The 22,284-nt window shown below is 64.2% G+C and carries 25 protein-coding genes; 17 read left to right on the top strand and 8 right to left on the bottom strand.

What is annotated here, in order from left to right:
* Positions 1 to 119: 119 nt before the first annotated feature.
* Positions 120 to 914 (bottom strand): ImuA family protein, encoded by a 795-nt coding sequence (locus tag G6P99_RS16340; protein WP_029082108.1) that lies wholly within the window; start codon positions 912 to 914, stop codon positions 120 to 122.
* A 257-nt stretch (positions 915 to 1,171) separates the two neighbouring features.
* Here G6P99_RS16340 and G6P99_RS16335 point away from each other — a divergent pair, with 257 nt between their 5' ends.
* Positions 1,172 to 2,635 (top strand): UdgX family uracil-DNA binding protein, encoded by a 1,464-nt coding sequence (locus G6P99_RS16335; RefSeq protein ID WP_029082109.1) that lies wholly within the window; start codon positions 1,172 to 1,174, stop codon positions 2,633 to 2,635.
* Positions 2,636 to 3,087: 452 nt separating this feature from the next.
* Positions 3,088 to 4,716: an inorganic phosphate transporter gene (locus tag G6P99_RS16330; protein WP_029082110.1), complete on the top strand. Its 1,629-nt coding sequence runs from the start codon at positions 3,088 to 3,090 to the stop codon at positions 4,714 to 4,716.
* A 122-nt stretch (positions 4,717 to 4,838) separates the two neighbouring features.
* On the opposite strand, the gene G6P99_RS16325 is transcribed toward G6P99_RS16330, so the two are convergent.
* Positions 4,839 to 5,747: a LysR family transcriptional regulator gene (locus G6P99_RS16325; protein ID WP_029082111.1), complete on the bottom strand. Its 909-nt coding sequence runs from the start codon at positions 5,745 to 5,747 to the stop codon at positions 4,839 to 4,841.
* 138 nt (positions 5,748 to 5,885) lie between these two features.
* Here G6P99_RS16325 and G6P99_RS16320 point away from each other — a divergent pair, with 138 nt between their 5' ends.
* On the top strand, positions 5,886 to 6,371 hold the full coding sequence (locus G6P99_RS16320; RefSeq protein WP_246709550.1) for a hypothetical protein: 486 nt from the start codon (positions 5,886 to 5,888) through the stop codon (positions 6,369 to 6,371).
* A complete protein-coding gene (locus G6P99_RS16315) occupies positions 6,338 to 7,066 on the top strand; it encodes a cytochrome P450 (RefSeq protein WP_246709549.1) in 729 nt (242 codons plus the stop codon). The genes G6P99_RS16320 and G6P99_RS16315 overlap by 34 nt, the downstream gene beginning before the upstream one ends.
* A gap of 50 nt (positions 7,067 to 7,116) precedes the next feature.
* Here the strand turns inward: G6P99_RS16315 and G6P99_RS16310 are convergent, their stop codons facing one another.
* Complete coding sequence (locus tag G6P99_RS16310) at positions 7,117 to 7,746, bottom strand: LysR family transcriptional regulator (RefSeq protein ID WP_029082113.1); 630 nt, start codon at positions 7,744 to 7,746, stop codon at positions 7,117 to 7,119.
* Positions 7,747 to 7,918: 172 nt separating this feature from the next.
* Here G6P99_RS16310 and G6P99_RS16305 point away from each other — a divergent pair, with 172 nt between their 5' ends.
* The 3 genes from G6P99_RS16305 to G6P99_RS16295 are packed head-to-tail and all read left to right on the top strand — an operon-like array spanning position 7,919 to position 9,862.
* Positions 7,919 to 8,746, top strand: a complete 828-nt coding sequence (locus tag G6P99_RS16305) for a VOC family protein (protein ID WP_245284725.1) — start codon at positions 7,919 to 7,921, stop codon at positions 8,744 to 8,746.
* Position 8,747: 1 nt separating this feature from the next.
* Entirely contained in the window at positions 8,748 to 9,134 is a 387-nt protein-coding gene (locus G6P99_RS16300; protein ID WP_029082115.1) for a RidA family protein, read from the top strand.
* Between the two features lie 38 nt (positions 9,135 to 9,172).
* The gene (locus G6P99_RS16295) at positions 9,173 to 9,862 is read left to right on the top strand and encodes an L-2-amino-thiazoline-4-carboxylic acid hydrolase (RefSeq protein WP_029082116.1); all 690 of its coding nucleotides are present in this window, start codon (positions 9,173 to 9,175) and stop codon (positions 9,860 to 9,862) included.
* 148 nt (positions 9,863 to 10,010) lie between these two features.
* Here G6P99_RS16295 and G6P99_RS16290 read toward each other — a convergent pair whose 3' ends face one another.
* A complete protein-coding gene (locus G6P99_RS16290) occupies positions 10,011 to 11,183 on the bottom strand; it encodes a M20 aminoacylase family protein (RefSeq protein WP_029082117.1) in 1,173 nt (390 codons plus the stop codon).
* Between the two features lie 263 nt (positions 11,184 to 11,446).
* Here G6P99_RS16290 and G6P99_RS16285 point away from each other — a divergent pair, with 263 nt between their 5' ends.
* Positions 11,447 to 11,872 (top strand): hypothetical protein, encoded by a 426-nt coding sequence (locus G6P99_RS16285; RefSeq protein WP_029082118.1) that lies wholly within the window; start codon positions 11,447 to 11,449, stop codon positions 11,870 to 11,872.
* 16 nt (positions 11,873 to 11,888) lie between these two features.
* On the opposite strand, the gene G6P99_RS16280 is transcribed toward G6P99_RS16285, so the two are convergent.
* Positions 11,889 to 12,512 carry a pyridoxamine 5'-phosphate oxidase family protein gene (locus tag G6P99_RS16280; RefSeq protein ID WP_156928685.1) on the bottom strand — a complete coding sequence of 208 codons (624 nt, stop codon included), beginning with the start codon at positions 12,510 to 12,512 and terminating at the stop codon, positions 11,889 to 11,891.
* Between the two features lie 28 nt (positions 12,513 to 12,540).
* Between G6P99_RS16280 and G6P99_RS16275 the strand changes: the two genes are divergently transcribed.
* Positions 12,541 to 12,756: a hypothetical protein gene (locus tag G6P99_RS16275; RefSeq protein WP_156928686.1), complete on the top strand. Its 216-nt coding sequence runs from the start codon at positions 12,541 to 12,543 to the stop codon at positions 12,754 to 12,756.
* Between the two features lie 3 nt (positions 12,757 to 12,759).
* Here the strand turns inward: G6P99_RS16275 and G6P99_RS16270 are convergent, their stop codons facing one another.
* Positions 12,760 to 14,097: an amidohydrolase gene (locus G6P99_RS16270; RefSeq protein ID WP_165128733.1), complete on the bottom strand. Its 1,338-nt coding sequence runs from the start codon at positions 14,095 to 14,097 to the stop codon at positions 12,760 to 12,762.
* Between the two features lie 105 nt (positions 14,098 to 14,202).
* Between G6P99_RS16270 and G6P99_RS16265 the strand changes: the two genes are divergently transcribed.
* From G6P99_RS16265 to G6P99_RS16250, 4 genes are all read left to right on the top strand, one after another.
* Positions 14,203 to 14,361, top strand: coding sequence for a hypothetical protein (locus G6P99_RS16265; protein WP_156928687.1), 159 nt, complete (start codon positions 14,203 to 14,205; stop codon positions 14,359 to 14,361).
* Positions 14,362 to 14,460: 99 nt separating this feature from the next.
* Positions 14,461 to 16,092 (top strand): GMC family oxidoreductase, encoded by a 1,632-nt coding sequence (locus G6P99_RS16260; RefSeq protein WP_029082121.1) that lies wholly within the window; start codon positions 14,461 to 14,463, stop codon positions 16,090 to 16,092.
* A gap of 7 nt (positions 16,093 to 16,099) precedes the next feature.
* A complete protein-coding gene (locus G6P99_RS16255) occupies positions 16,100 to 17,002 on the top strand; it encodes an alpha/beta fold hydrolase (RefSeq protein WP_029082122.1) in 903 nt (300 codons plus the stop codon).
* A gap of 71 nt (positions 17,003 to 17,073) precedes the next feature.
* A complete protein-coding gene (locus G6P99_RS16250; protein WP_029082123.1) occupies positions 17,074 to 17,340 on the top strand; it encodes a hypothetical protein in 267 nt (88 codons plus the stop codon).
* A 96-nt stretch (positions 17,341 to 17,436) separates the two neighbouring features.
* Here G6P99_RS16250 and G6P99_RS16245 read toward each other — a convergent pair whose 3' ends face one another.
* Entirely contained in the window at positions 17,437 to 17,844 is a 408-nt protein-coding gene (locus tag G6P99_RS16245) for a GFA family protein (protein WP_165128731.1), read from the bottom strand.
* A 215-nt stretch (positions 17,845 to 18,059) separates the two neighbouring features.
* Between G6P99_RS16245 and G6P99_RS16240 the strand changes: the two genes are divergently transcribed.
* From G6P99_RS16240 to G6P99_RS16225, 4 genes are all read left to right on the top strand, one after another.
* Positions 18,060 to 19,010 carry a metallophosphoesterase family protein gene (locus G6P99_RS16240; protein WP_029082125.1) on the top strand — a complete coding sequence of 317 codons (951 nt, stop codon included), beginning with the start codon at positions 18,060 to 18,062 and terminating at the stop codon, positions 19,008 to 19,010.
* Between the two features lie 11 nt (positions 19,011 to 19,021).
* Positions 19,022 to 19,345 (top strand): cupredoxin domain-containing protein, encoded by a 324-nt coding sequence (locus G6P99_RS16235; protein WP_029082126.1) that lies wholly within the window; start codon positions 19,022 to 19,024, stop codon positions 19,343 to 19,345.
* Between the two features lie 94 nt (positions 19,346 to 19,439).
* Entirely contained in the window at positions 19,440 to 19,997 is a 558-nt protein-coding gene (locus G6P99_RS16230; RefSeq protein ID WP_029082127.1) for a sigma-70 family RNA polymerase sigma factor, read from the top strand.
* A complete protein-coding gene (locus G6P99_RS16225) occupies positions 19,994 to 20,764 on the top strand; it encodes an anti-sigma factor family protein (RefSeq protein WP_029082128.1) in 771 nt (256 codons plus the stop codon). Before G6P99_RS16230 ends, G6P99_RS16225 begins: the two co-directional genes overlap by 4 nt.
* A 128-nt stretch (positions 20,765 to 20,892) precedes the next feature.
* Here the strand turns inward: G6P99_RS16225 and hpnO are convergent, their stop codons facing one another.
* Complete coding sequence (gene hpnO / locus G6P99_RS16220) at positions 20,893 to 22,284, bottom strand: aminobacteriohopanetriol synthase HpnO (RefSeq protein WP_029082129.1); 1,392 nt, start codon at positions 22,282 to 22,284, stop codon at positions 20,893 to 20,895.

The following is a 22,284-nucleotide window of genomic DNA, read 5'->3' as shown; positions in this document are numbered from 1 at the left end:
CCATCTCCTGTGTGGAAACTTCCTTCCGACGAAGAGTGGGACTCGTGGAAACACCCCCACCCCAACCCTCCCCCGCAAGCGGGAGAGGGAGCCCTGCCACCTGCCGAATGTCCCGAGCATCAGCTTGCGAGGCGATGTCCTGCGCGAGCTTGCGCTTGATGCGGTCGATGGGCAGGCGTGGCAGCCACAGGCTGAGGATACGCCGACGGTTCACTGAATTGGCACTCATCACATTTCCATTCCATGATCCATCGCCCGACCGGGCCATGACGATTGCGCACGAGTTCGGCGTCGAAGCGCGGCGCGCCCCAGACGCTTGCGGCATTGCCGGGCGGCGAATGCGCCGCGCGCACGATCCAGCGCGTCTCCGCGGTCGAGGGGATCGCCGTTGCCGCGATCCGCAGCACCAGCGCGGTGACGCCGGAGGCTTGCGCGGCCAGGGTCAATTTGCGGCTGGCGACGAGGTCGAGCTGGCGCGCATGGCCCCAGATCTCGAGCACGACGGCGCCGAGCGCATCGCAGGCGAGCGCATCAGCCGCCGTGCGCAAGCCGTTGTCGACATCGGCGGCGCGCACCGTAACGAGCAGGCGCGGATCGAGACCGAGCTCGGCGAGCCCGCGCATCGACAGCGCGCCGTTTTCGCGATCGGAAAAATCCTGCCGCACCCAGACCAGCGGCTTGCGCGCTGAGAGCCGTCCGGCAAGCCCCGCGATGAAGCCGGTCGCCGCCCCGCTTTGATGGCCGGCGGCGAACACCTCGTGCAACGTTGCCGCCGCAAGCCCGCCGCGCAGCATGGCGTCCGCGCTGGCGTGACCGAGCGCGATGCGGTTCGGCATCGCCGCCTCCGATGGCGCCTCGATGCGCGCGATGCTGCCGCGCAGAGACGCAAGCGTACCCGTGCGTGCGCCGTTCATATGCGCCGCTCCTTCAACTTGAAAATTTGAGGCCGTCACTGCCTGAACAACGAACCAGAGACTGGCTCAATTGTTCATGGTATGTTCTAATATAAAGCTAACAGGGCCGGCGGAGTCAATCGGATTGGTGAGTTTCGTGATTCACCAGTAGAATCAATGAGATTCAGTAGCGTCCAACCCGAACGTTAGCCGGTTCGCCCGCAGCCTCGGGCGCGCCGGCCCGGAAAATGGCGGCGTGACGGAAACGGAGCAATCGCATGCGTATCATCGTGCTCGACAACGACACCGATTTCGAAGGCTGGCGCAAGGCCGCGCGGCGATTGGCGCTGAATGATGTGAAGCCGTCGGATGTCACGTGGACGGTACGCAGCGACGACGAACTGTTGTCGGCATCCTGCGTGAATGAATTGCCCGACACGCCGCAGACGCAGTTCAACGTCACAGCGAAATTCGTCGAGCTGGCAAGGACCGCGATCCTGCATCGCAATGACGAGCGCATCGCCCTGCTCTATCGCCTGCTGTGGCGGCTGCGCAGCCATCACGATCTGCTCAGCGCGACTGATGATCCTGATGTCGCCGAGGTCCACGCGATGGCGCGCGCGGTCTATCGCGATATCGACAGGATGCACGCGCATCTGCGCTTCCGCGAGATCGGCCGCGAGCAGAAGGCGCATTACGTCGCCTGGTTCGAGCCGGAGCATCGCATCGTCGAGCATGCCGCACCGTTCTTCGCCGGCCGCTTCGCCGACATGCCGTGGTCGATCCTGACCCCCGACCTCTGCGCACATTGGGACGGGCACGCGATCTCGATCACGCCGGGCGTCGCCAAATCCGAGGTGCCGAGCGAGGACCGGCTCGAGGAGGCCTGGCGGCGGCATGACAACGGCCGCTTCAATCCCGCGCGGCTGAAAGTGATGGAGATCCCGCAAGCCTATTGGAGGAACCTGCCCGAGGACTCGATCATTAAACCTCTGATCGAAGACGCCATGCGCATGACCAGCGGCCCCTTCATCGCCCGCAAGGCGGCCGCGCCGCAGCAGCGGCAGGATACGCCGATGCCCCGCAAGCAAACTCGCGACGCGCATACCCAAGACAAGCAAACTCAAGACGAGCAAACTCACGACGCGATCGCAGCCTTGCGCGACGAGGCCGCCGCTTGCCGCGCCTGCCCGCTATGGAAGGACGCGACGCAAACCGTGTTCGGCGAAGGACCGCAAGGCGCGACGCTGATGCTGGTCGGCGAACAGCCCGGCGACAAGGAAGATCTCGCCGGCCATCCTTTCGTCGGTCCCGCCGGGCAGATGCTCGATCGCGCGCTTGAGGAAGCCGGCATCGCGCGCGCCAAGGTCTACATCACCAATGCGGTGAAACACTTCAAGTTCGTGCCGCGCGGCAAGATCCGCCTGCACCAGAAGCCGGGCACGCCGGAAATCCGCGCCTGCCGGCAGTGGTATGAGCGCGAGCTCGCCGCCATCAAGCCGGAACTGGTGGTGGCGCTCGGCGCCACGGCCGCGCAGAGCGTGCTCGGCAAGATCACACCTATCCACAGGAACCGCGGCCAGCTGATCGAGCATGACGGAACCAGGGTGCTGGTCACCGTACACCCGTCCTATCTATTGCGGCTGCCCGACGAGAAAGCCAAGGCGCTGGAATATCAACGCTTTATCGACGATCTGAAAATCGCCGCAAATCAGCTGCGCAATTCAGCCCACGCGGCTTGAGTTCCGGGGGAACTGCAGGATCACACTTCAACGTGAAATTGTTCAAAACGCTGATAAATCCCTACAACCTTGAATTGATCCGTGATACCCTCACGTGTCTACGGGCATCGGGCGTCATGTTCACGCCATGACGTACCCTGAGGCGGGCGCGCTGCGCGGTTTGCTAGCCCCGATCGTGCGGCGCGCCACCTCATCCTCACTCCCGAAACAGCCGTCCTGGACCGACGATGCGCACGAATGATCGTGCGATATCCACCGCGCGCGCCAGTCCCGTCGTGTCCGTATTCGCGGGACTGTTCAAACGATTTCAAAGAGAAGCAGCAAGATTCAGCGCATGACGCATGGCGCGGATTCAAGCACCTGCTTGCGCTGCGCAAAACAACGTTGAGCTTGTCATCTAACCTTCAACTCCATCAGTCAAAAATGCCCCTCCAACTACGAGGGGCGTCAAAATGACCGACATTACACTCAATTCATCGCTGGCCGATGGAGCGCCGATACAGCCGGCGTCGCGGCCCAATCTCGACAAGGGTTTTAACCCGCTCACGATGATCATCTTCTTCGGCATCCTTGCCGCGGGACTTTTGTACGTTGCCTACAGCATCTATTCGGACGTCGACGCCACCGGCACCAGGGTCACCTCCTACCTGCCCTACTTGCTGCTGCTGGTCGCGCTGTTGATCGCGCTCGGCTTCGAGTTCGTGAATGGCTTCCACGACACCGCCAATGCGGTGGCCACCGTGATCTACACCCACTCGCTGCCGGCGGAAGCTGCGGTGATGTGGTCCGGCCTGTTCAACTTCCTCGGCGTCTTGACCTCGACCGGCGCGGTGGCGTTCGGCATCGTCTCGCTGCTGCCGGTGGAATTGATCCTGCAGGTTGGCTCCGGCGCCGGCTTTGCCATGGTGTTCGCGCTGTTGATCGCCGCGATCCTGTGGAATCTCGGCACCTGGTATTTCGGCCTGCCCGCCTCCTCCTCGCACACGCTGATCGGCTCGATCATCGGCGTCGGCGTCGCCAACGCGCTGTTGCGCGGCCGTGACGGCACCTCGGGCGTGGATTGGGGCAAGGCCACCGAGATCGGCTACGCGCTTCTGCTGTCGCCGCTGGTCGGCTTTATCTGCGCCGCCGGGCTGCTGCTGCTGCTGAAGATGATCATCAGGAACCCGGCGCTCTACGCCGCGCCGGAAGGCAACAAGGCGCCCCCGCTCTGGATCCGCGGCCTGCTGATCCTGACCTGCACCGGCGTTAGCTTCGCCCACGGCTCCAACGACGGCCAGAAGGGCATGGGCCTGATCATGCTGATCCTGATCGGCACCGTGCCGACCGCCTACGCGCTGAACCGCGCGCTGCCGGAGAGCCAGGTGGCCCAGTTCCAGAAGACCTCGGAGGCCGCCTCCAAGGTGGTCGCGGCCAAGGGCGCCGGCCACAGCATCATCGGCGATCCCCGCCCGGCGGTGACCCAATACGTCTCGTCGCACCACATCAGCGAAGGCACCTATCCCTCGCTGTCGGTGCTGGTGAAGGACGTCGGCGACCAGGTGCAGAAGTACGGTTCGCTGAACAAGGTGCCGGCGGAAGTCGTCGGCAACACCCGTAACGACATGTACCTGACCTCGGAGGCGATCCGCTTCCTGATGAAGGACAAGGAAAACGACCTCAGCAAGGAAGAGGTCGCGACCCTGAACGCCTACAAGGCCTCGCTCGACAGCGCCACCAAATTCATCCCAACCTGGGTGAAGGTTGCGGTCGCGATCGCGCTCGGCCTCGGCACCATGATCGGCTGGAAGCGCATCGTCATCACGGTCGGCGAGAAGATCGGCAAGACCCATCTCACCTACGCACAGGGTGCATCGGCCGAACTCGTTGCCGCCGCCACCATCGGCGCCGCCGACATGTTCGGCCTGCCGGTCTCGACCACACACGTGCTGTCGTCAGGCGTCGCCGGCGCGATGGCGGCCAACGGCTCCGGCCTCCAGGTCGCCACCATCAGAAACATGGTGATGGCCTGGGTGCTGACGCTCCCCGCCGCGATCCTGCTGTCGGGCTGCCTCTACGTGATCTTCTCGCGGGTGTTCTGACCCGCGAGAGCCGCGGCGGCTCTGGCAAGACACGCAAGAAACACGCAAGGCCCGCGCCGCCAGCGCGGGCCTTGCTGCGTGATGGAGGACGTTTCGCGACGGCCGTCTTCAAAGACTGCGGCTCAGGCAGCACAAGCCCGGGCGTCCTCGGCGAGCAGGCCGCGCGCCCATTTGTGCAGGCCGGATTTGGCCGTCCTGGCGCTCCAGTACATGTCGATCGAGATCGGCACGCGGAACTGCAGCGCAGCGACATGCAGGCCGCCGCGCATCGCCCGCGCCAGATGATGCGGGGTGGTCGCGACCAGCTTTGTGCCGGCGATGATGCGCTCCAGGCTGTCATGGTTCGGAAGGCTGACCAACGGCTCGATCTCGATCTGCTTCGCCTTCAGTGCCTCGAGATAAAGCGGCTGCCACTCGCCGCTGTGGGTGATGAAGACATGCTCGGCCTTCGCATAGGCCGACAGCGCGATCCGGCCGCGCGCCAGCGGATTGGCCGGATCCATCACGCAGACATAGTGATCGGTGAGGATGTGGCGCCTAAAGAAGCTCTCGCCGACGATCCCGACCGGGCCGAGCACGATGTCGCACTGGTTCTGCTTGAGATGGACGTCGCCGTGGCCGGCGGCGTCGAGCAGGACAAGACGAACGAGCGGCGCGCCGGCCCGCAGCCGCGCGCTGAATTGCGGGATCAAGGTTTGGCGTTCGTGGTAGTTGCAGGAGATCGTCACGCTCCCCTCGGCCGTCGCCGGATCGAATTCCGCCGGTGCGGCGAGCCCGTCGATCTCGCCGATCATGTCCCGCGCCGAGCCGACCAGTGCCGCGCAGCGCTCCGTGGCGGTCACGCCGTTGCCGTTGCGGACGAACAGCGGGTCACGGAGCGCGCCACGCAGCCGCTCGATCGCGTAACTGATCGTGGACTGGTTGACGTCGAGCCGCTTGGCTGCCGCAGAGAACGACTGCAAATCGTACACCAGCACCAGCGTCCGCAAGGTCCCGATGTCGATCGGATCGATCGAGGAATTGGCCACCACGCTGCACCTCCCGTATTGCTGGCGGCCAAGCCTATCACGAGGTCATGCAAGATTTCGATTGGCCTGATCGACCCCATCGAATTGAGCGATTGCGCACCCGACGCTAGCCTTGGCGAAGAGGCGTTCCCGGGAAGACCAATGACCAGCACCGTGCCTGTCGTCACCGACATCGCGTATCAGGACCTGCTCGACGACCCCTACCCGGTCTTCCGCCGCCTGCGCGAGATGGCGCCGGCGGTCTTCGTCGAATCCGCCCGCCTGACGCTGGTGACGCGCTTCGATGACATCACGCGGATCGAGCGTGACCCCGCGACCTACTCGGCCGACAATCCCGCCTCGCTGGTCAACAGAGTGATGGGGCCGACCTTCATGCGCAAGGACGGTGCCGAGCACGCGATCGGCCGCAAGGCGATCGAGCCCTCGTTTCGTCCTGCCACCATCAAGGAGTATTGGGCGCCCAAATTCACCGCAATCGCGGAGACACTGATCGGCGACCTCTCCGCGGCCGACGAGGCCGATCTGTTCGCCGCGCTTGCGGCGCCGATGGCCTCGCTCAGCCTGCTGGCGATGATCGGCTTTCGCGAGATGCCGTGCAGATCCTGGCCGAGTGGTCGCAGGCGCTGATCGACGGCGCGGGCAATTATGCCGCAGATGCCGAGATCGAGCGCAAGGCGATGCAGGCGAGCGCCGATGTCGATACCGCGATCGACGCGGCGCTCGAACTTCACCGCAGCAATCCAAATCCCTCGATCCTGTCCTCGATGGTCAATGCCGATCCGCAGATGCCGATCGAAGCCATCCGCGCCAACATCAAGGTGATCATCGGCGGCGGACTGAACGAGCCGCGCGACGCGATCCTGACCCTCGTGCTCGGCCTGCTGGAAAATCCCGTGCAGAAGGACAGCGTGCTGGCGAAGCCGGAGCTATGGCCGTCAGCGCTCGAGGAGGCGGTGCGCTGGATCTCGCCGATCGGCATGTATCCGCGCCGCGTCACCCGCAGCGTCGATCTCTCCGGCGCCGCGCTGCCCGAGGGCCTTCAGATCGGCCTGTGCGTCGGCGCAGCGAACCGCGACGGCAGCCGCTTCGCCGATCCCGATCGTTTCGACGTGACGCGGCCAAAGCAATCGCATCTGGCGTTCGGCGCCGGACCGCATTTCTGCGCCGGCACCTGGGTGTCGCGGCTCACCGTCGGCAAGATCGTGGCGCCGATGCTGTTCGAACGCCTGCGCAATCTGCGCCTCCGCGAGGAGGCTCCGCCGGTTGTCCGCGGCTGGGTGTTCCGCGGTCCGGTGTCGTTGCCAGTGCGGTGGGATTCGTGACGAACGCGTCTGCGTCAGCGTAGCGCTGCGAACGCGCTCTTGCGGTCGCCTCAACTCCCGATGCTGCCGACCAGACGAGGGCGGCGGTGGTTTGCGAGCCCCTTCTCGGCCGCCAGGGCGCGCAGCCACTGGCGGAAGCTGATGACCTCGGGACAATCCGCGGTGCCTTCGGGCGCAATCAGCCAATCACCCAAACCGGATCCCTCATTGACCCGGTCGCAGCGATAGCCCGGATGGTGGCCAAGACCGCGGGCTATCAGCAGGTCGACCTTGCCCTCGACCAACTCGTGCAAGCCGGCGGGCTGCAGCACCCGCAAACCGATTTCCGCATGCGCGCTGCGAAACTCCGCCAGTTCGAGGCGACGCAGGTCGAAGCTGCCATGGACCCCCAACTGCAGCAGCACTGCACCTGCCGGTTTCATTTGCGAGGTCGCTTCCGCAATGCGACGGAAACCATCGGATATCCCGGGCAGGTAGGCCTGGCCGGCCGCCGTCAGGATGAGTTGCTTATGCAGCCGCTCGAACAGGTGCACGCCGAGGCGCGCCTCCAGCGCTTTCACCTGCTGCCCCACGGCGGCGGGCGTCACGTGCAGCTCGTGCGCGGCCAGCTTGAAGCTGAGATGCCGCGCGGCGGCTTCGAATGCGCGGAGCGCGTTGAGTGGTGGAAGGGCGTAGGTCATCGCACTGCAGTTTGACACCGATGGGCCGTGACCTTGCAATAGATTTTCTTGTGCTGGACCGAAGGAAACATGGTTTGCGCCGGCTTGGTGGCCGCAGCTACGGTTGGGTTGCAGCATTTGCGGAGATCCCATGCCTCACCGCCTCGATCATCTGGTTATCTGTGTCCACGATTTGGCGCAGGCCGCGCTGGACTGGCAGACGCTCGGCTTCAACCTGACGCCAACTGGTGTCCATCCCTTCGGAACCAGCAACCGCCTGGCGATGTTCGGGAACAATTTTCTGGAATTGCTGGCCGTCACCAATGTCGCAGCGATACCACCGGCCGAGAGCGGCCACTTCAACTTTGCCGCACATCAGCAGGATTTTCTCAGGAACGCTGAAGGGATGTCGATGCTGGCCTTGCACAGCACCGACGCACACGCCGACGCAGCACGCTTCCGCGCGATGCGCATCGGCGCTTATGCACCATTCGATTTCGGCCGTGACGCGGTGCTGCCGGGCGGCGGCACTGCCCGTGTCGCATTCTCACTGGCCTTTGCCACCGATGCCGCGATGCCCGGGATCGCCTTCTTTACCTGCCAGCAACGCCATCCGCCAGAACTGTTCTGGAAGGCGGAATACCAGCACCATCCCAACGGCGCCTTGCGCGTGATCGAGGTCGTCATGTCGGCGCCGGAGCCTGAGCAACATCGCGCGTTCCTCGAAAGCCTGACGGAGAGTGCGGCCGAGCACGCGCCCGGACAACTGACGGTCGGCGAGAGGGGCAATCGGATCACCGTGCTCGGTCCGTCTGAGATCGCGCGCCGGCTACCTGACGTCGTCGCCGATGGCTCGCCGCGCTTTTGCGCGGCGCGCGTGGCGGTCACCGATCTGGATGCGACCAGGCGGCTCTTGAAGAATAACGGCGTCGCGTTCCAGCTGATCGACAATGCGTTACTGATTGCACCCGCCGCGTCGCATGGCCTGGCTCTGGAATTCGTCGAACATGAGGAAATCTGACATGGCTCATCTCGTCCGTCACAATCCCGCTGCCGTCCACGCTCCCTCCAGCGGGTACAGCATGGGGCTGGAAGTTGGCCAGCACCGCCGGCTGCTGTTCATCAGCGGCCAGGTGCCGGAGAATTCCGACGGCAGCGTGCCCGAAGGGTTCGAGGCGCAATGCGAGCAGTCCTGGCGCAATGTCATCGAAGTGCTCACCTCCGCCGGCCTCGGCGTCGAGCATTTGGTCAAGATCAACACGTTCCTGACTGACAAGAGCCAGCTGGTCCCCAACCGCGCCATTCGCCGCAAGATGCTCGATGGAAACGAACCCGCATCGACGGTCATGATCGCCGAAACCGTCGACGGCAAATGGTTGCTGGAGATCGAGGCGATCGCTGCCGAGTGAAGCGCGGATGCCGAGGGTTTGATGAGAGAGGATGTCCAATGCCTGAGATCATCCATCCGTTTTACGAGTCGCATCGCGGTGCAATGGAGGTCGCCATGCGCCATCGCCTCGACCTTGCGGAGGCGATGTTGCGCGAGCGCGCGCATCTATCCGGAATTGCCGGGATCAGGCAGGAGGTGATGGACGAATTCGAAATCGTGCTCACCCAAATGCCTTATGTCGGAGGCGCCGCAAGTCGCATGAGCGATTTCTTCATGCGTCTGATCGGATTCATGGCTATCAGCCGCGTGCTTCGGCGACACGGCGTGTCGCTCTCGGTGATCGGCGAAATCGAGCGAGAAACCTACAAGGCGCAACTGCTCACGGTGCCCGAAGCAGAACGTCTCGCCTCGGGGCGTCAATTCATGTCATCTGAGAATCAGGCTTTGCTGCGCGAGCAGGCGACACAAAGCGCAACAAAAAGCCATCAGAAGGAATTTCCGGAAGATTTCGTCTACGATTTCGTCGAGCCGGGCCCGGGTGACAGCTTCGAATTCGGCATCGACTACAAGGCTTGCGGCTTTTGCAAATTCGCGGCTCGCCATGGCGATAAAGACATCCTGCCGAACATTTGCGGGCTTGATTTCGACGCCTATGCAACCCGAGGCATCCACCTGCAAAGGACCCAAACGCTGGCTAGCGGCGCGAGCCACTGCAATTTCCGATTCTCGCGGCTCCCGACGGACTAGAACCGCACACGTGTGCGCTTCGCATCCACCTCTTCGGTTCGATGTAAGGAAACCCGTGGATGGCCGGGACATCCAGCGCGAAGACGCGCTTCGCGCTTTCGCCCGGCCATGACGCGTTCGTTGAACCAAGGTGACGCGGACGGCGGCATCACGCCGCCAGCGCGTTCTCCACGATCTTCACGAAATACGAGGTGCCGTAGACGATTGCCTCGTCGTTGAAATTGTAGGCGGGGTGATGCAGGCCGGCGCTGTCGCCGTTGCCGCAGAAGATGAAGGCGCCAGGCCGCGCTTCCAGCATGTAGGAAAAATCCTCGGCGCCCATCAACGGCGGCATCTCGTGCACATTGGCCGCGCCGGCGACCTCGCGCGCAACGCGGGTGGCAAACTCGGTCTGCGGCCCGTGATTGACGGTGACGGGATAGCCGTGCTCATAGTTGAGCTCGATCCTGGCGCCGGTCATCTTGGCGACGCCATCCACGACTTCGCGCACGCGCTTCTCGACGAGCTGGCGAACCTCATTGGTCAGCGTGCGCACGGTGCCGCGCAATTCTGCGGTCTGCGGGATCACATTGTGGGCGTTTCCGGCGTGGAATTCGCATATCGAGATGACAGCGGAATCCAGCGGATCGACGGTGCGCGAGACGATCTGCTGCAGCGCCGTGATCAGCTGCGCACCGACCAGCACGGTATCGATGCATTTGTGCGGCCGGGCGGCATGCCCGCCAAGGCCCTCGATCTTGATGTCGATCGCGTTGGTTGCGGCCATGATCGGGCCGGAGCGGATCGCGAACGAGCCGATCGGAATCCCCGGGCCATTGTGCATGCCGTAGACCTGCTCGACCCCGAAGCGATCCATCAGGCCGTCCTTGATCATCGCGGCGGCACCGGCGCCGCCCTCCTCGGCGGGCTGGAAGATCACGACCGCATCGCCGGCGAAATTGCGCGTCTCGGCGAGATAGCGCGCCGCGCCGAGCAGCATCGCGGTGTGGCCGTCATGGCCGCAGGCGTGCATCTTGCCCGGAGTCTTTGAGGCGTAAGGCAGGTTGGTCTGTTCATGGATCGGCAGCGCGTCCATATCGGCGCGCAAGCCGATCACCTTGACGTCGCCCTTGGCCGGCCCCTTCTTGCCCTTGATGACCCCGACCACGCCGGTCTTGCCGAGGCCGGTGGCGACCTCGTCGCAGCCGAACTCCCTGAGACGATCGGCCACGAATGATGCGGTGCGATGCACATCATAGAGCAGCTCGGGGTTTTCATGGATGTTGCGGCGCCAGGCCTGAATATCGGGTTGCAGATCGGCGACGCGGTTGACGATGGGCATGAGAATTCTGGCCTCGAAGGTTGCACGACTTGTGCCTGTTTAGCATGCAAGAGCCGGTCCACCCAACAGATGTGGCATGCCTGCGGCTGGGGCCAGCATTCGCAAATGGGAGGCAGAATGCTTCTCGCGGCACTTTGCGCGGACGTCAGGCCTGATACGATCGCATCCGACCAAAGCCTAATAGTGCCGGAGATATCCCGCGCGGATACTACCTCAGGTTTCCGCACCGAGAATCCTCAGGCCTTCAAAAAAGGGGCGGCTGCATGACGCCGGATCAGGCGGTCTTGTTCTCCACCATCATCCTGCTGGTGCCGATGGGCTATTTCCTGCTGGCGGCGCCGGCGTTCCTGCTTGTGAAGCTCGACGTCCCGCCCGTCACCCGCCTGATGCGCGGCATGTTCAATGCCTACTTCCTCGTGCTCACGGTCTCGGGTGTGATCGGGACACTGGCTTTTGCCGCGGCCGGCCGGCCAGCCGTCGCGCTCGGCATCGCGTTGATCGCGGGATTTGCGGTGCTGGCGCGCCGCTGGTTTCTGCAGCGGCTCGACGCCGAGGCGAACGCGCGGGACTCAGGTGATCCCACCGCGGTGCGGCGGCTGCGCCGGCTGCATTGGGGCGGCATGCTGTGCAACGCGGTTCAGGTGTTCGCGCTGGTCGCCAGCATTCCCTACATGGCGCCGCTGCCCTGATCGCGGGTTTTCTCCCCTATTCACGTCTCCGGTGCGGGTCGTATTTCGAAAGGACGTCTTTGAGATAATCCCGGCTTTTCCATTCCGGTGCGGGCGGCTCGTAGCCTGGCCGGGGAACGAACAGATTCGCGGGCACATCAGCTGAAGCACCCATCAGGTCCGGAACGTAGCGCGGGCAATTTGGAAAGATTTCGCATGTGACGCGCACGACAACCTTCGCGCCATGATGCCCGGCAAGCGCTTCCGCGCTGTCATGGATCGTTGCTTTGCCCCGGATGCGCGTACGAAACGTCTTGCCGTCGAGGCGTACAAACAGCAACCCGATGTTCGGGTTGCGGTGGATATTGCCGAGCGTGCGGTACATGTTGTTGCCGTCGTACTCAGGGAACTCCAGCGTGTCGGGCCCAGTGATCTTCACGAAGCCGGGATCGCCGGAACGCATCGAACAATCGACGTTATCCTGATAGCTCGTCGCAATGAAAAAGAACCGCGCCTCTTCGATGAGCTTGCGGTCCTGTTCCCAGAACTCGAAGTGGAGGCGATGCTTCTCGAGGCCGTCGGCAACACGACGACCGTCGAAGCGGTCCTGCAACTCACGCATTCCGTCGTGGTAGAAAGGGGCGCGGACCGGGTCTGCCACGGGAATCCTCCAGCAAGTTGAGCAACGTTTGACGCGGCCGGAATATTTCCTGGCAATTCAGCCGGCCAATAAAGAAAGCCTATTCATTCGGCATCGGCGTGAAAAGCCATCCAGGTCCGAATCGGCTGAAAAGGCGTCGATGACGGCCGTGCCCTGGCCCGATGTGAGCATCTGGCTGCAGTTCACCTGCGCGGTGCAGCGCCGCGGCAACAGGAATTTCCAGCGCGCATCGGGCCGCCGCTGACGGCTATTGTCCCCGCGCCTGCTGGTCGAACGCGCTCAGCACGGCCAGCGTCATGGCCGTCACGCCGGTCTTGATCGTCGGCTCCGGCACCGGCGCGAACAAGGGCGAGTGGTTGGACGGCAATGGTGGGCCGTTGCCTTCGCGGGCCGCGGCGACGCGTTCCGGCTCGTAGATTCCGATGTTGAAAAACATCGAGGGCACCCCGGCATTGACGAATTCCGAATAGTCCTCGCTGGGCGTGCCCGGCGGTGAAGTTGCGAATTTGTCGCCAAACGCCGCCTTCAGCACCTTTTCGGCCATGCCGACCACGTTGGGATCATTCATTACGGCCTTGGTCCCTTCGCTGATCGTAATCTCGGGCTCCGGCGCATTCGACATGGTGGCGACCGCCTTTGCCGTCCGCTCGATGCCTGCAAGCATCTTGGCGCGCACCTCGGGCTTGAAGGTACGAATGGTGCCGAACAGCACCACATCGTCGGGGATGATGTTTGCCGCGGTGCCGCCGTGAATTGAGCCGATGCTGACCACGCCGAATTCGGTCGGGTCCTTTTCGCGGCTGATCACACTCTGAACATCGACGACGAAGCGCGCGGCCATCATCACGGGATCAATGGTCGCCTGCGGCACCGCGCCGTGCCCGCCGCGGCCACGGAATTTGACATAGAGGCCATCGGCAGCCGATGAGCCGATCCCGACGCGATAGCGCACGTTTCCATATGCGAACGGGCCATCGTGCAAGGCGAAGCCGAAATTGGGCTTTGGAAATCGCGTGAAGAGGCCATCCGCCAGCATGGCCTTGGCGCCCGCCACGATCTCTTCAGCCGGCTGGGCGATGAACATCAGCGTACCGCGCCACTGGTCCTTCAGGCCGATCAGCGCCTTGGCCGTCCCTACCCAGCTCGCCATGTGAATGTCGTGGCCGCAACTATGGGCCACGAAGGTTTCCCGTCCCTGCCAGATCGTCTTGTCGTGGCTGGCATAGGGAAGGCCGGTCTTTTCTTCCATCGGCAGCGCATCGAGCTCGGTGCGCACCATGATGACGGGGCCCTCGCCGTTCTTGTAGATCGCGACCAGCCCGGTCTTGCCGACGTGTTCGGTCACGTCGAAGCCCAGCGCCCGCATTTCGGCAGCCAGTTTGGCCGCGGTCTTCTCCTCCTGAAAAGCGATCTCCGGGTGGGCGTGAATGTCCTTGTAAAGCGCGTCGAGCTTCGGATAGTCGGTCTCGACCGACTTCTCGATCGCGCCCTTCAGCTTCACGACATCAAGTTCAGCATGCGCGCTGTGCGGCAGCGAAGCGCAGAGCGCCGCGGAGGCAAGCAGCGTTAGAACAATTTTGTTCATGGCAATCGCTCCAGCCGAAATCCGGATACGGCATCCCGAGGAACTTGCTGCATCGCCCGGCCGGGCTCGGCTGCACGATCTAAGCAGGCAAGGCGACCGGAAACAATGGCCTATCCGGAGCGCGTCGGTCAGTGGGCAACCGGGAGCATCTACGCACCGCTCGCGCTCGTCGGCGCGCTGCTCGCGATCGGTATGCTGACCCTCATCCTCTGTGTGCCGCGGCCCGGCCCCGAGGTCACACTCGCCGAACCCACCCGTCCCTGATCAATCCAGCGCATGCCCGGCGTCATTCGCCGGGCTTGTCTCGACCGGCTGCGTCTGACTAATAGGGACCAACAAGAGACGCTTGCCGGGAACGAGGACATGCCGCGAAGGCTCGAGGGTGATTACGACTACATTATCGTCGGCGCAGGCACGGCGGGCTGCATCATGGCCAACCGCCTGTCGGCCGATCCGAAGAAGCGCGTGCTGCTGCTGGAAGCCGGCGGCAAGGACAACTGGATCTGGTTTCACATCCCGGTCGGCTATCTCTTTGCGATCGGCAATCCGCGCTCGGACTGGATGTTCAAGACCGAGGCGGAGCCCGGCCTCAACGGCCGCGCGCTCGCCTATCCGCGCGGCAAGGTGATCGGCGGCTCGTCGGCGATCAACGCCATGATCTCGATGCGCGGCCAGGCCGCGGATTACGATCACTGGCGGCAGCTCGGCCTCACGGGGTGGAGCTACAGCGACGTGCTGCCGGCGTTCAAGCGGCTCGAGGATCATTTTCTCGGGGAAAGCGAGCATCACGGTGTCGGCGGCGGCTGGCGCATCGAGGCGCCGCGGCTGTCATGGCAGATCCTCGACGCCGTCGGCGATGCCGCGGAAGAGATGGGCATCAAGCGCATTCCCGATTTCAACACCGGCGACAATGAGGGCACCAGCTATTTCCACGTCAACCAGAAGCGCGGCCGGCGCTGGTCGTCGGCGCGCGGCTTCCTCAAGCCGGTGCTGAACCGCAGCAATCTGCGGCTCGAGACTGACGTGCTGGTCGACCGCCTGATCATCGAGAGCGGCCGCGCCGCCGGCGTGCTGTTCCGCCAGGGAAGTGAGCAAGGCAACGAGGTGGTGGAGGCCCGCACCAAGGGCGAAGTGATTCTCTGCGCCGGCTCGATCGGAACCACGCAGGTGCTGCAGCGCTCCGGCATCGGCCCGGCCGAATGGCTGTCGCCGCTCGGCGTCGACATCGTAGCCGATGTGCAGGGCATCGGCCATAATCTGCAGGACCATCTGCAGCAGCGCGCGATCTACAAGGTGTCGGGCGTGCGCACGCTGAACGAGACCTATTACAACCTGGTCCGCCGCGGCCTGATGGGCCTCGACTATGCGTTCCGCCGCCGCGGGCCGCTGACCATGGCGCCGTCGCAGCTCGGCATCTTCACCCGCTCGGACGCGACGCGCTCGCGCGCCAACATCCAGTTCCATGTGCAGCCGCTGTCGCTCGACAAGTTCGGCGATCCGCTGCACCGCTTCCCGGCGATCACGGTGAGCGCCTGCAATCTGCAGCCGACCTCGCGCGGCACCGTGCGGATCAAATCGACCGCGCCCGACGACAAGCCGTCGATCGCGCCGAACTATCTGTCGACCGAAGATGACCGCCAGGTCGCAGCCGATGCGATCCGCACCACGCGCAAATTGATGAAGCAGGCGGCGCTTGCGAAATATCAGCCCGAGGAATTCCTGCCCGGTCCGGCGGTCGGCGACGACGACGCCTCGCTGGCCAAGGCCGCCGGCGACATCGGCACCACGATCTTCCACCCCGTCGGCACCGCGAAGATGGGCATGGCCAGCGATCCGATGGCCGTGGTCGACGAGCGCCTGCGCTTCTACGGCCTCAACGGCCTGCGCATCGCGGATGCTTCCGTGATGCCGACCATCACCTCGGGCAATACCAACACGCCGACCGCGATGATCGCCGAGAAGGCCGCCACGATGATTTTGCAGGATGCGCGATAGAGCGACGATGACGCAGCCGCAGCGAATTCTCGTTGGCGATGCCGGCACCGCGATCGCGGTGGCGCGATGGGGCGAGCCCGCTTCCGGCAAGCCGCCCGCGCTGCTGCTGCACGGCACCGGCTTCGTCGCCGAGGTCTGGACCGAAGTGGCCGAGGCGTTCGCCGCCGACTATACGGTCTATGCGCTCGACCGTCGCGGCCACGGCCTGAGCCACAAGCCATCAGCCGATCGCTATCACTTCCAGGATTTCGCCGAAGATATCTGCATGGTGGCCGAACGCCTCGACCTGCATAACATCTACGGCATAGGCCACAGCGCCGGCGCGACCGACCTGCTGCTTGCCACGAAGTTGATGCCGGACCGCTTCGCACGCCTGTTCGTGACGGAGCCGACCGTGATGGACCCGCACGCGCCGCGGACCGCCGGCTTGAGCGAGATGTCGAGCGCGTCCGTGCAGGGCGCGCTGCGCCGCCGGGCCGAGTTCGACAGCGCGGATGCGCTGTTCCAGCGGCTGCGCACCGCGCCCGCGTTCGCGCCATGGACCGAGCGATCGCTTTGGGCCTATGTCCATCACGGGTTTGCTAAGCTCGACGACGGCCGCGTGCGGCTGCGCTGCACGCCGGAGATCGAGTCCGCGCTGCTGCTGCCGATCGTCCAGGCGATGGAACAGATTTACACCGGCGATGCCCGCGGCAATCCATTCCCGTGGCTCTCCGAGATCACCTGCCCGGTCTGCATCGCCACCACCGAGCAGTCAGGATCGGTCTACAAGCTGATGGCCGACCGAGCCGCGGCGCTGATCCCGCACGCGAGCCGCTGGACGTTCGACGGCGTCGGGCATTGCGTCGCGCAGGAGGCGCCGGAGCTGAAGGTTGCCGCGGTCAGGACGTTTGCAAGACGCGCGGAGTAGATCAAAAAGAAAAGCGCCGTCCCCTGGCGGGGACGGCGGAAGCCACGCACGCAGTACTGGAACGGTTATTAGTGCTTGCCGTGGTGCTCGGCGTGATGCCGGCTCGCCTCGGTGTGGTGATGCTGGGCATGGCTGGCGTGACCATGGGCGCTGTGGGCGTGATGCGCCGCCTTGTGATGGTCGCCGGCTTCGTGGTGCTTGGCGGCTTCGCGGTGATGACGCGCCGCGTGCTCGTGATGTTCAGCTGCCTTGTGGTGATGCTCAACGCCTGCGTGGTCGCTCATGGTGATCTCCCGGTGTGGCGAATGAAGTCCGGCATCATTACGCAGCAGCGCTGACATTATGCTGACGGCTGCAAGACAGCTTTGTTGCGGCCGTTCATCTATGTTGCGCAGCGTTTCCATGTTGCGGCACGCATCATCGCCGATCGCCGGTCATGCCGGCGGCGGAAAGCGGTCGAAGGTCGGCAGCTCATGCGCATCTTCCATCCAGCGCAGCCGCTCGGCGACCTGGATATGCACGACGGCCGGCACCCCGCCGGGGTCGTCATAGGTGCCGCTCTGAATGTCGATGAACCCGGGCAACATGTTGCCATTGGTGTAGAAAAGCCCGGTGCCGCAATCCGCGCAGAAGTGCCGCCGGCCGTGCTCCGAGGATTGGTAGATCCTGGGCTGCCCCTTGGTCAGCTTGACCATGTCCTCGGCGACCATCACCCAGCCGACCATCGGCGCGCCGGCATGACGCCGGCAATCGCTGCAATGACACAGCGCATGGACGATCGGTTCCCCGGTCACCTCATAACGAATCGCGCCGCAGTGACAGCCGCCGGTCACGTCGCCCATGGTTTCCTCCGGCCGATCAGTGGTTTGATGGGTCGATAGCGCCGCAAGCCGTTGGGCGGCAATGACGCATCTTGCCCTTGCGTCCACCTGTCGCGCGGGCCCTCACGAAATCGTCATCGCGTCCCGACGCACCGCCGCAGCCCCGGGAATAAAGCCCCGGCACCCCTGATCACCTACCCGGAAACCCAATCCCTGGGGCCCACGGGAGACTTGCCATGAGCGGACACGATCACGACCACCACGATGAGGAAAAAGGCGTCAGCCGACGCAAGGTACTGGAATGCATGACCTGGGCCGGAACCGGCGTGCTGTGGACCGTCACCGGCGGCGTGCCGCATTCGCTCGGCATCATCGGCTCGGCCCAGGCTGCAGAGCCCACCGGCATGACCTTCATGCAGATCAGCGACAGCCATGTCGGCTTCGACAAGCCGGCCAACCCGAACGCTATCGGCACCTTGGAAGAGGCAATCAACAAGGTCCGCGCGATGCAGGTCAAGCCGTCCTTCATGATCCACACCGGCGACATCACGCATCTGTCGAAGGCGTCCGAATTCGATGACGCCGATCGCATCATCTCGCAGGCCAAGCTCGACGTGCACTACGTGCCGGGCGAGCACGACTTCATCGACGAGGAGGTCAAGCTCTACAAGGAACGTTACGGCCGCGGCACCAAGGGTCCGGGCTACTATTCGTTCGATGCCGGCGGCGTGCATTTCATCGGCCTCGTCAACGTCGTCGACCTCAAGGGCGGCGGCCTCGGCAATCTCGGCAACGAGCAGCTGGAATGGCTGGAGAACGACCTCAAGGGCCGTTCGAAGTCGACGCCGATCGTGCTGTTCGCCCACATCCCGCTGTGGACGGTCTATCCGCAATGGGGCTGGGGCACCGAGGACGGCGCCCGCGCGCTCGAATACGTCAAGGGCTTCGGCTCGGTCACCGTGCTCAACGGCCACATCCACCAGGTGATGCAGAAGGTCGAGGGCAACGTCACCTTCCACACCGCGCGTTCGACCGCCTTCCCGCAGCCGGCGCCCGGTTCCGCGCCCTCGCCCGGCCCGATGAAGGTCGAGGATGCCAAGCTGCGCAGCATGCTCGGCGTCGCCAGCATCAACTTCAAGCAGAACAGCCAGCCGCTGGCGATCATCGACACGCCGCTGCAGGGTTGAGGAAGAGACCGATGAGTTCGATCAATCGACGCGACTTCGGTATAGCCGTGGTCGCGACCATGCTGCTGCCGGTCACGGCGGCCCGCGCCGAAGACACCGCGGTCCATATCGACAACTTTTCGTTCACGCCGAACCCGCTCGACGTGAAGGTCGGCACCACCGTGACCTGGACCAATCGAGACGACATCCCGCACACCGTGGTGTGTGCGGGCAAATTCCGCTCCAAGACCATGGATACTGACGGCACCTTCTCGTTCACCTTCACGGAAGCCGGCGAGTACAAGTATTTCTGCTCGCTGCATCCGCACATGACAGGCAATATCAAGGTTGGGTAACGTGACCACCCGTACAATCACAGCCATACCTGGCCGGTGGCCCTCCGCCCCCGGCCGGGCACAAGCCGTCTCTCGACCAGCCGGACAGGACACGATGGTTGTCAAAGCGTCGCAAGACGATCCCGAGAAGGCGCGGCGCTTCCGCGAGGCCGCGCTGCCGTATCTCGACGACGCCTACACGCTGGCGCGCTACCTGCTGCGCGATGCCGCCGACGCCGAAGATGCGGTGCAGGAATGCTATCTGCGCGCCTACAAGCATTTCGACAGTTACCGGGGACCTGCCATGAAGCCGTGGCTGTTCGCGATCCTGCGCAATGTCTGCCGCGCCGAATATGCAAGGCGCAAGACCGCCCCCACCGCGGTCGAGGAGCTGCCCGAAGGCGGCGAGCAGACCCCGCTCTGGAACGAAGCCCCGGAGACACCGGAAAAGCAGCTGCTGCGCCGTTTCGACGGCGACACCGTGCGCAAGCTGGTCGCGGCGCTCGCCGAACCGTTCCGCGAGACTTTCGTGCTCAGGGAAATCCAGAATCTTTCATACCGCGAGATCGCCGATGTCGCCGCGGTGCCGGTCGGCACCGTGATGTCCCGCCTCGCGCGCGCCCGCGCCATGCTGCGATCGGCCTGGCTTGCGGAACAGGAGCAAGTGAAATGACCTGCGAGGAAGCCGAAGTGCTGGTCCACGCGCTGATCGACGGTGAACTCGACGCCGGCCATGCACGCGAAGTGGAAGCCCACATCGAGGGTTGCGCGCATTGCGCCGCCCTGATGAAGGAGTATCAGGAGATCCGCCAGGCGATCGCCGAGAGCGACGTGCGCTACAAGGCGCCGCTCGAGCTGCGCCGCAAGATCGAGAAGGCATTGCCGCAGGTGCAGGTGCAGGCGGCGCCGAGCCGGCGCTCGGTGCTGCGTGGTTTCGCTCTCGGCTCCGCGGTATCGGCGATGGCCGCGACCGGCCTTGTCGCGGTCGTGCTGCGCAATGACGACGAGCAGCGCATCGAGAGCGAGGTGGTGTCGGCGCATCTGCGTTCGCTGCAGGCCGGCCACCTCACCGACGTGATCTCGACCGATCAGCACACGGTCAAGCCCTGGTTCAACGGCAAGCTCGACGTCTCGCCACCGGTGATCGACCTCACCGCGCAGGGCTTCACCCTGATCGGCGGCCGGCTCGACTACGTCAACACCCGCGAGATCGGCGCCGTGGTCTACAAGCGGCGCCAGCACGTCATCAACCTGTTCGTGGCGCAGACGGCGAACACCGAACGGCACCCGGCGAAGATCTCGACCTTGCAGGGCTTCAACATCCGCCGCTGGAGCGACCGCGGCCTGAATTACTGGGCCGTCAGCGATCTCGGCGCCGACGAGCTGACCGAATTCGGCGACAAGTTCGAGAGCGCGATGCGCGCCAACAAGGAGGGGTGAGATACGTAGGGCGGGTTAGCGCAGCGTAACCCGCCGTCAGTCCCTCGTCGGTTGCAACCGTCGGCGGATTGCGCCTTCGGCTAATCCGCCTTACCCAGCTCGCAATGTCGGATGAGTCAGCTTCAGGCTTACGCCGACTTGCGCACCGCGTTGTCGACCAGCGTCTTGCCGAGCGACCAGATCGCGCCGGGCACCTTGTGGCTGCCGGCGATCACCTCGTCGAACGACTTCTCGATCCAGGCGCAGTCCTGTTCGGTGATGACGAGCGGCGGCAGCAGCTTGATGGTGTGGAGGCCGTGGCCGGCGACCTGGGTCAGGATCTTGTGATCCTTGAACAGCGGCACCGTGATGAGCTGGCAGAACAGACCCTTGTTGGCGGTCTCCAGCAGATTCCACGATGCCTTCAGGCGCAGCGATTTCGGCGGCCCGAACTCGACGCCGATCATCAGGCCCTTGCCGCGGACTTCCTTCATCAATTCGTAGCCCGGCACCATGCGGGTCAGCGCAAGGCGGAGCTCGGCGCCGCGCTTGGCGGCGTTCTCGACGAGCTTCTCGGCCTTGATGACGTCGAGCGTGGCGATGCCGGCGGCCATCGCCAGATCGTTCTTCGCAAAGGTCGAGCCATGCACGACCGCGCGGTCCATCTGGTTGAAGATCTTGTCGAAGATGTTCTTGCGCGTCAGCAGCGCGCCGATCGGCACGTGACCACCGGAGAGCGCCTTCGCCAGCAGCACCATGTCGGGCTCGATGCCCCAGTGCTCGACTGCGAGGAACTTTCCGGTGCGGCCGATGCCGGTCTGGATCTCGTCGGCGATGAACAGCGTGCCGTATTTGCGGCACAGCGCCAGCGCGCCGGGCAGGAACTCGTCGGTGGGCATGTTGACGCCCTTGCCCTGGATCGGCTCGACGATGAACGCGCCAACCTGGCGCGACGACAGCGCCTTCTCCAGCGCCTCGAGATCGTTGTAGGGTATCGGGGTGCAGCCCGGCAGCAGCGGCTCGAAGCCGCTGCGGAAATTCGAATCATCGGTCAGCGACAGCGCGCCGTAGGACAGGCCATGGAACGAATGCCCGCAATAGACGATGCCGGGACGGCCGGTGGCGCCGCGCGCGAACTTGATCGCGGCTTCGACGGTTTCGGCGCCGGAATTGGCGAAAAACACCTTGTCCAGATATGGAACATATTCCAGAAGCCGTTCCGCGAGGACGCCGGCGAGCGTGGAGACGTCGAGCTGCACCAGATTCGGCAGATCGGCGTCGAGCACGCTCTTCAGCGCCTTGCGCAGGTCCGGATGATTACGGCCGATCGCAAAAACGCCAAATCCGCTCAATAGATCGAGGTAACGAGCCCCCTGACGATCGAAGAGGTATTGGCCTTGCCCCTTCTGGAAGCCGACGTCGTAGCCGATGGTCTTGAGGACGCGAACGAGCTGCTCGTTGAGGTGACGCGTGTGCATGGCACCGCGCTGCCCCTCCCGCTCCACAAAAATCTCGGAAACGTCTAAATTGGAACTTACCAT

Origin of the sequence: Bradyrhizobium sp. 6(2017) (assembly GCF_011058295.2) — a bacterium.
Taxonomy (GTDB): domain Bacteria; phylum Pseudomonadota; class Alphaproteobacteria; order Rhizobiales; family Xanthobacteraceae; genus Bradyrhizobium; species Bradyrhizobium septentrionale.
This window is presented reverse-complemented; position numbering and strand designations above follow the sequence as displayed.

Excerpts from the sequence above, each read along its gene's own strand:
- G6P99_RS16340 (WP_029082108.1), bottom strand. The coding sequence starts at position 914 with ATGAACGGCGCACGCACGGGTACGCTTGCGTCTCTGCGCGGCAGCATC.
- G6P99_RS16335 (WP_029082109.1), top strand. The coding sequence starts at position 1,172 with ATGCGTATCATCGTGCTCGACAACGACACCGATTTCGAAGGCTGGCGC.
- G6P99_RS16330 (WP_029082110.1), top strand. The coding sequence starts at position 3,088 with ATGACCGACATTACACTCAATTCATCGCTGGCCGATGGAGCGCCGATA.
- G6P99_RS16320 (WP_246709550.1), top strand. The coding sequence starts at position 5,886 with ATGACCAGCACCGTGCCTGTCGTCACCGACATCGCGTATCAGGACCTG.
- G6P99_RS16310 (WP_029082113.1), bottom strand. The coding sequence starts at position 7,746 with ATGACCTACGCCCTTCCACCACTCAACGCGCTCCGCGCATTCGAAGCC.
- G6P99_RS16300 (WP_029082115.1), top strand. The coding sequence starts at position 8,748 with ATGGCTCATCTCGTCCGTCACAATCCCGCTGCCGTCCACGCTCCCTCC.
- G6P99_RS16295 (WP_029082116.1), top strand. The coding sequence starts at position 9,173 with ATGCCTGAGATCATCCATCCGTTTTACGAGTCGCATCGCGGTGCAATG.
- G6P99_RS16290 (WP_029082117.1), bottom strand. The coding sequence starts at position 11,183 with ATGCCCATCGTCAACCGCGTCGCCGATCTGCAACCCGATATTCAGGCC.
- G6P99_RS16285 (WP_029082118.1), top strand. The coding sequence starts at position 11,447 with ATGACGCCGGATCAGGCGGTCTTGTTCTCCACCATCATCCTGCTGGTG.
- G6P99_RS16270 (WP_165128733.1), bottom strand. The coding sequence starts at position 14,097 with ATGAACAAAATTGTTCTAACGCTGCTTGCCTCCGCGGCGCTCTGCGCT.
- G6P99_RS16265 (WP_156928687.1), top strand. The coding sequence starts at position 14,203 with ATGGCCTATCCGGAGCGCGTCGGTCAGTGGGCAACCGGGAGCATCTAC.
- G6P99_RS16260 (WP_029082121.1), top strand. The coding sequence starts at position 14,461 with ATGCCGCGAAGGCTCGAGGGTGATTACGACTACATTATCGTCGGCGCA.
- G6P99_RS16255 (WP_029082122.1), top strand. The coding sequence starts at position 16,100 with ATGACGCAGCCGCAGCGAATTCTCGTTGGCGATGCCGGCACCGCGATC.
- G6P99_RS16245 (WP_165128731.1), bottom strand. The coding sequence starts at position 17,844 with ATGGGCGACGTGACCGGCGGCTGTCACTGCGGCGCGATTCGTTATGAG.
- G6P99_RS16240 (WP_029082125.1), top strand. The coding sequence starts at position 18,060 with ATGAGCGGACACGATCACGACCACCACGATGAGGAAAAAGGCGTCAGC.
- G6P99_RS16235 (WP_029082126.1), top strand. The coding sequence starts at position 19,022 with ATGAGTTCGATCAATCGACGCGACTTCGGTATAGCCGTGGTCGCGACC.
- G6P99_RS16230 (WP_029082127.1), top strand. The coding sequence starts at position 19,440 with ATGGTTGTCAAAGCGTCGCAAGACGATCCCGAGAAGGCGCGGCGCTTC.
- G6P99_RS16225 (WP_029082128.1), top strand. The coding sequence starts at position 19,994 with ATGACCTGCGAGGAAGCCGAAGTGCTGGTCCACGCGCTGATCGACGGT.
- hpnO (WP_029082129.1), bottom strand. The coding sequence starts at position 22,284 with ATGGTAAGTTCCAATTTAGACGTTTCCGAGATTTTTGTGGAGCGGGAG.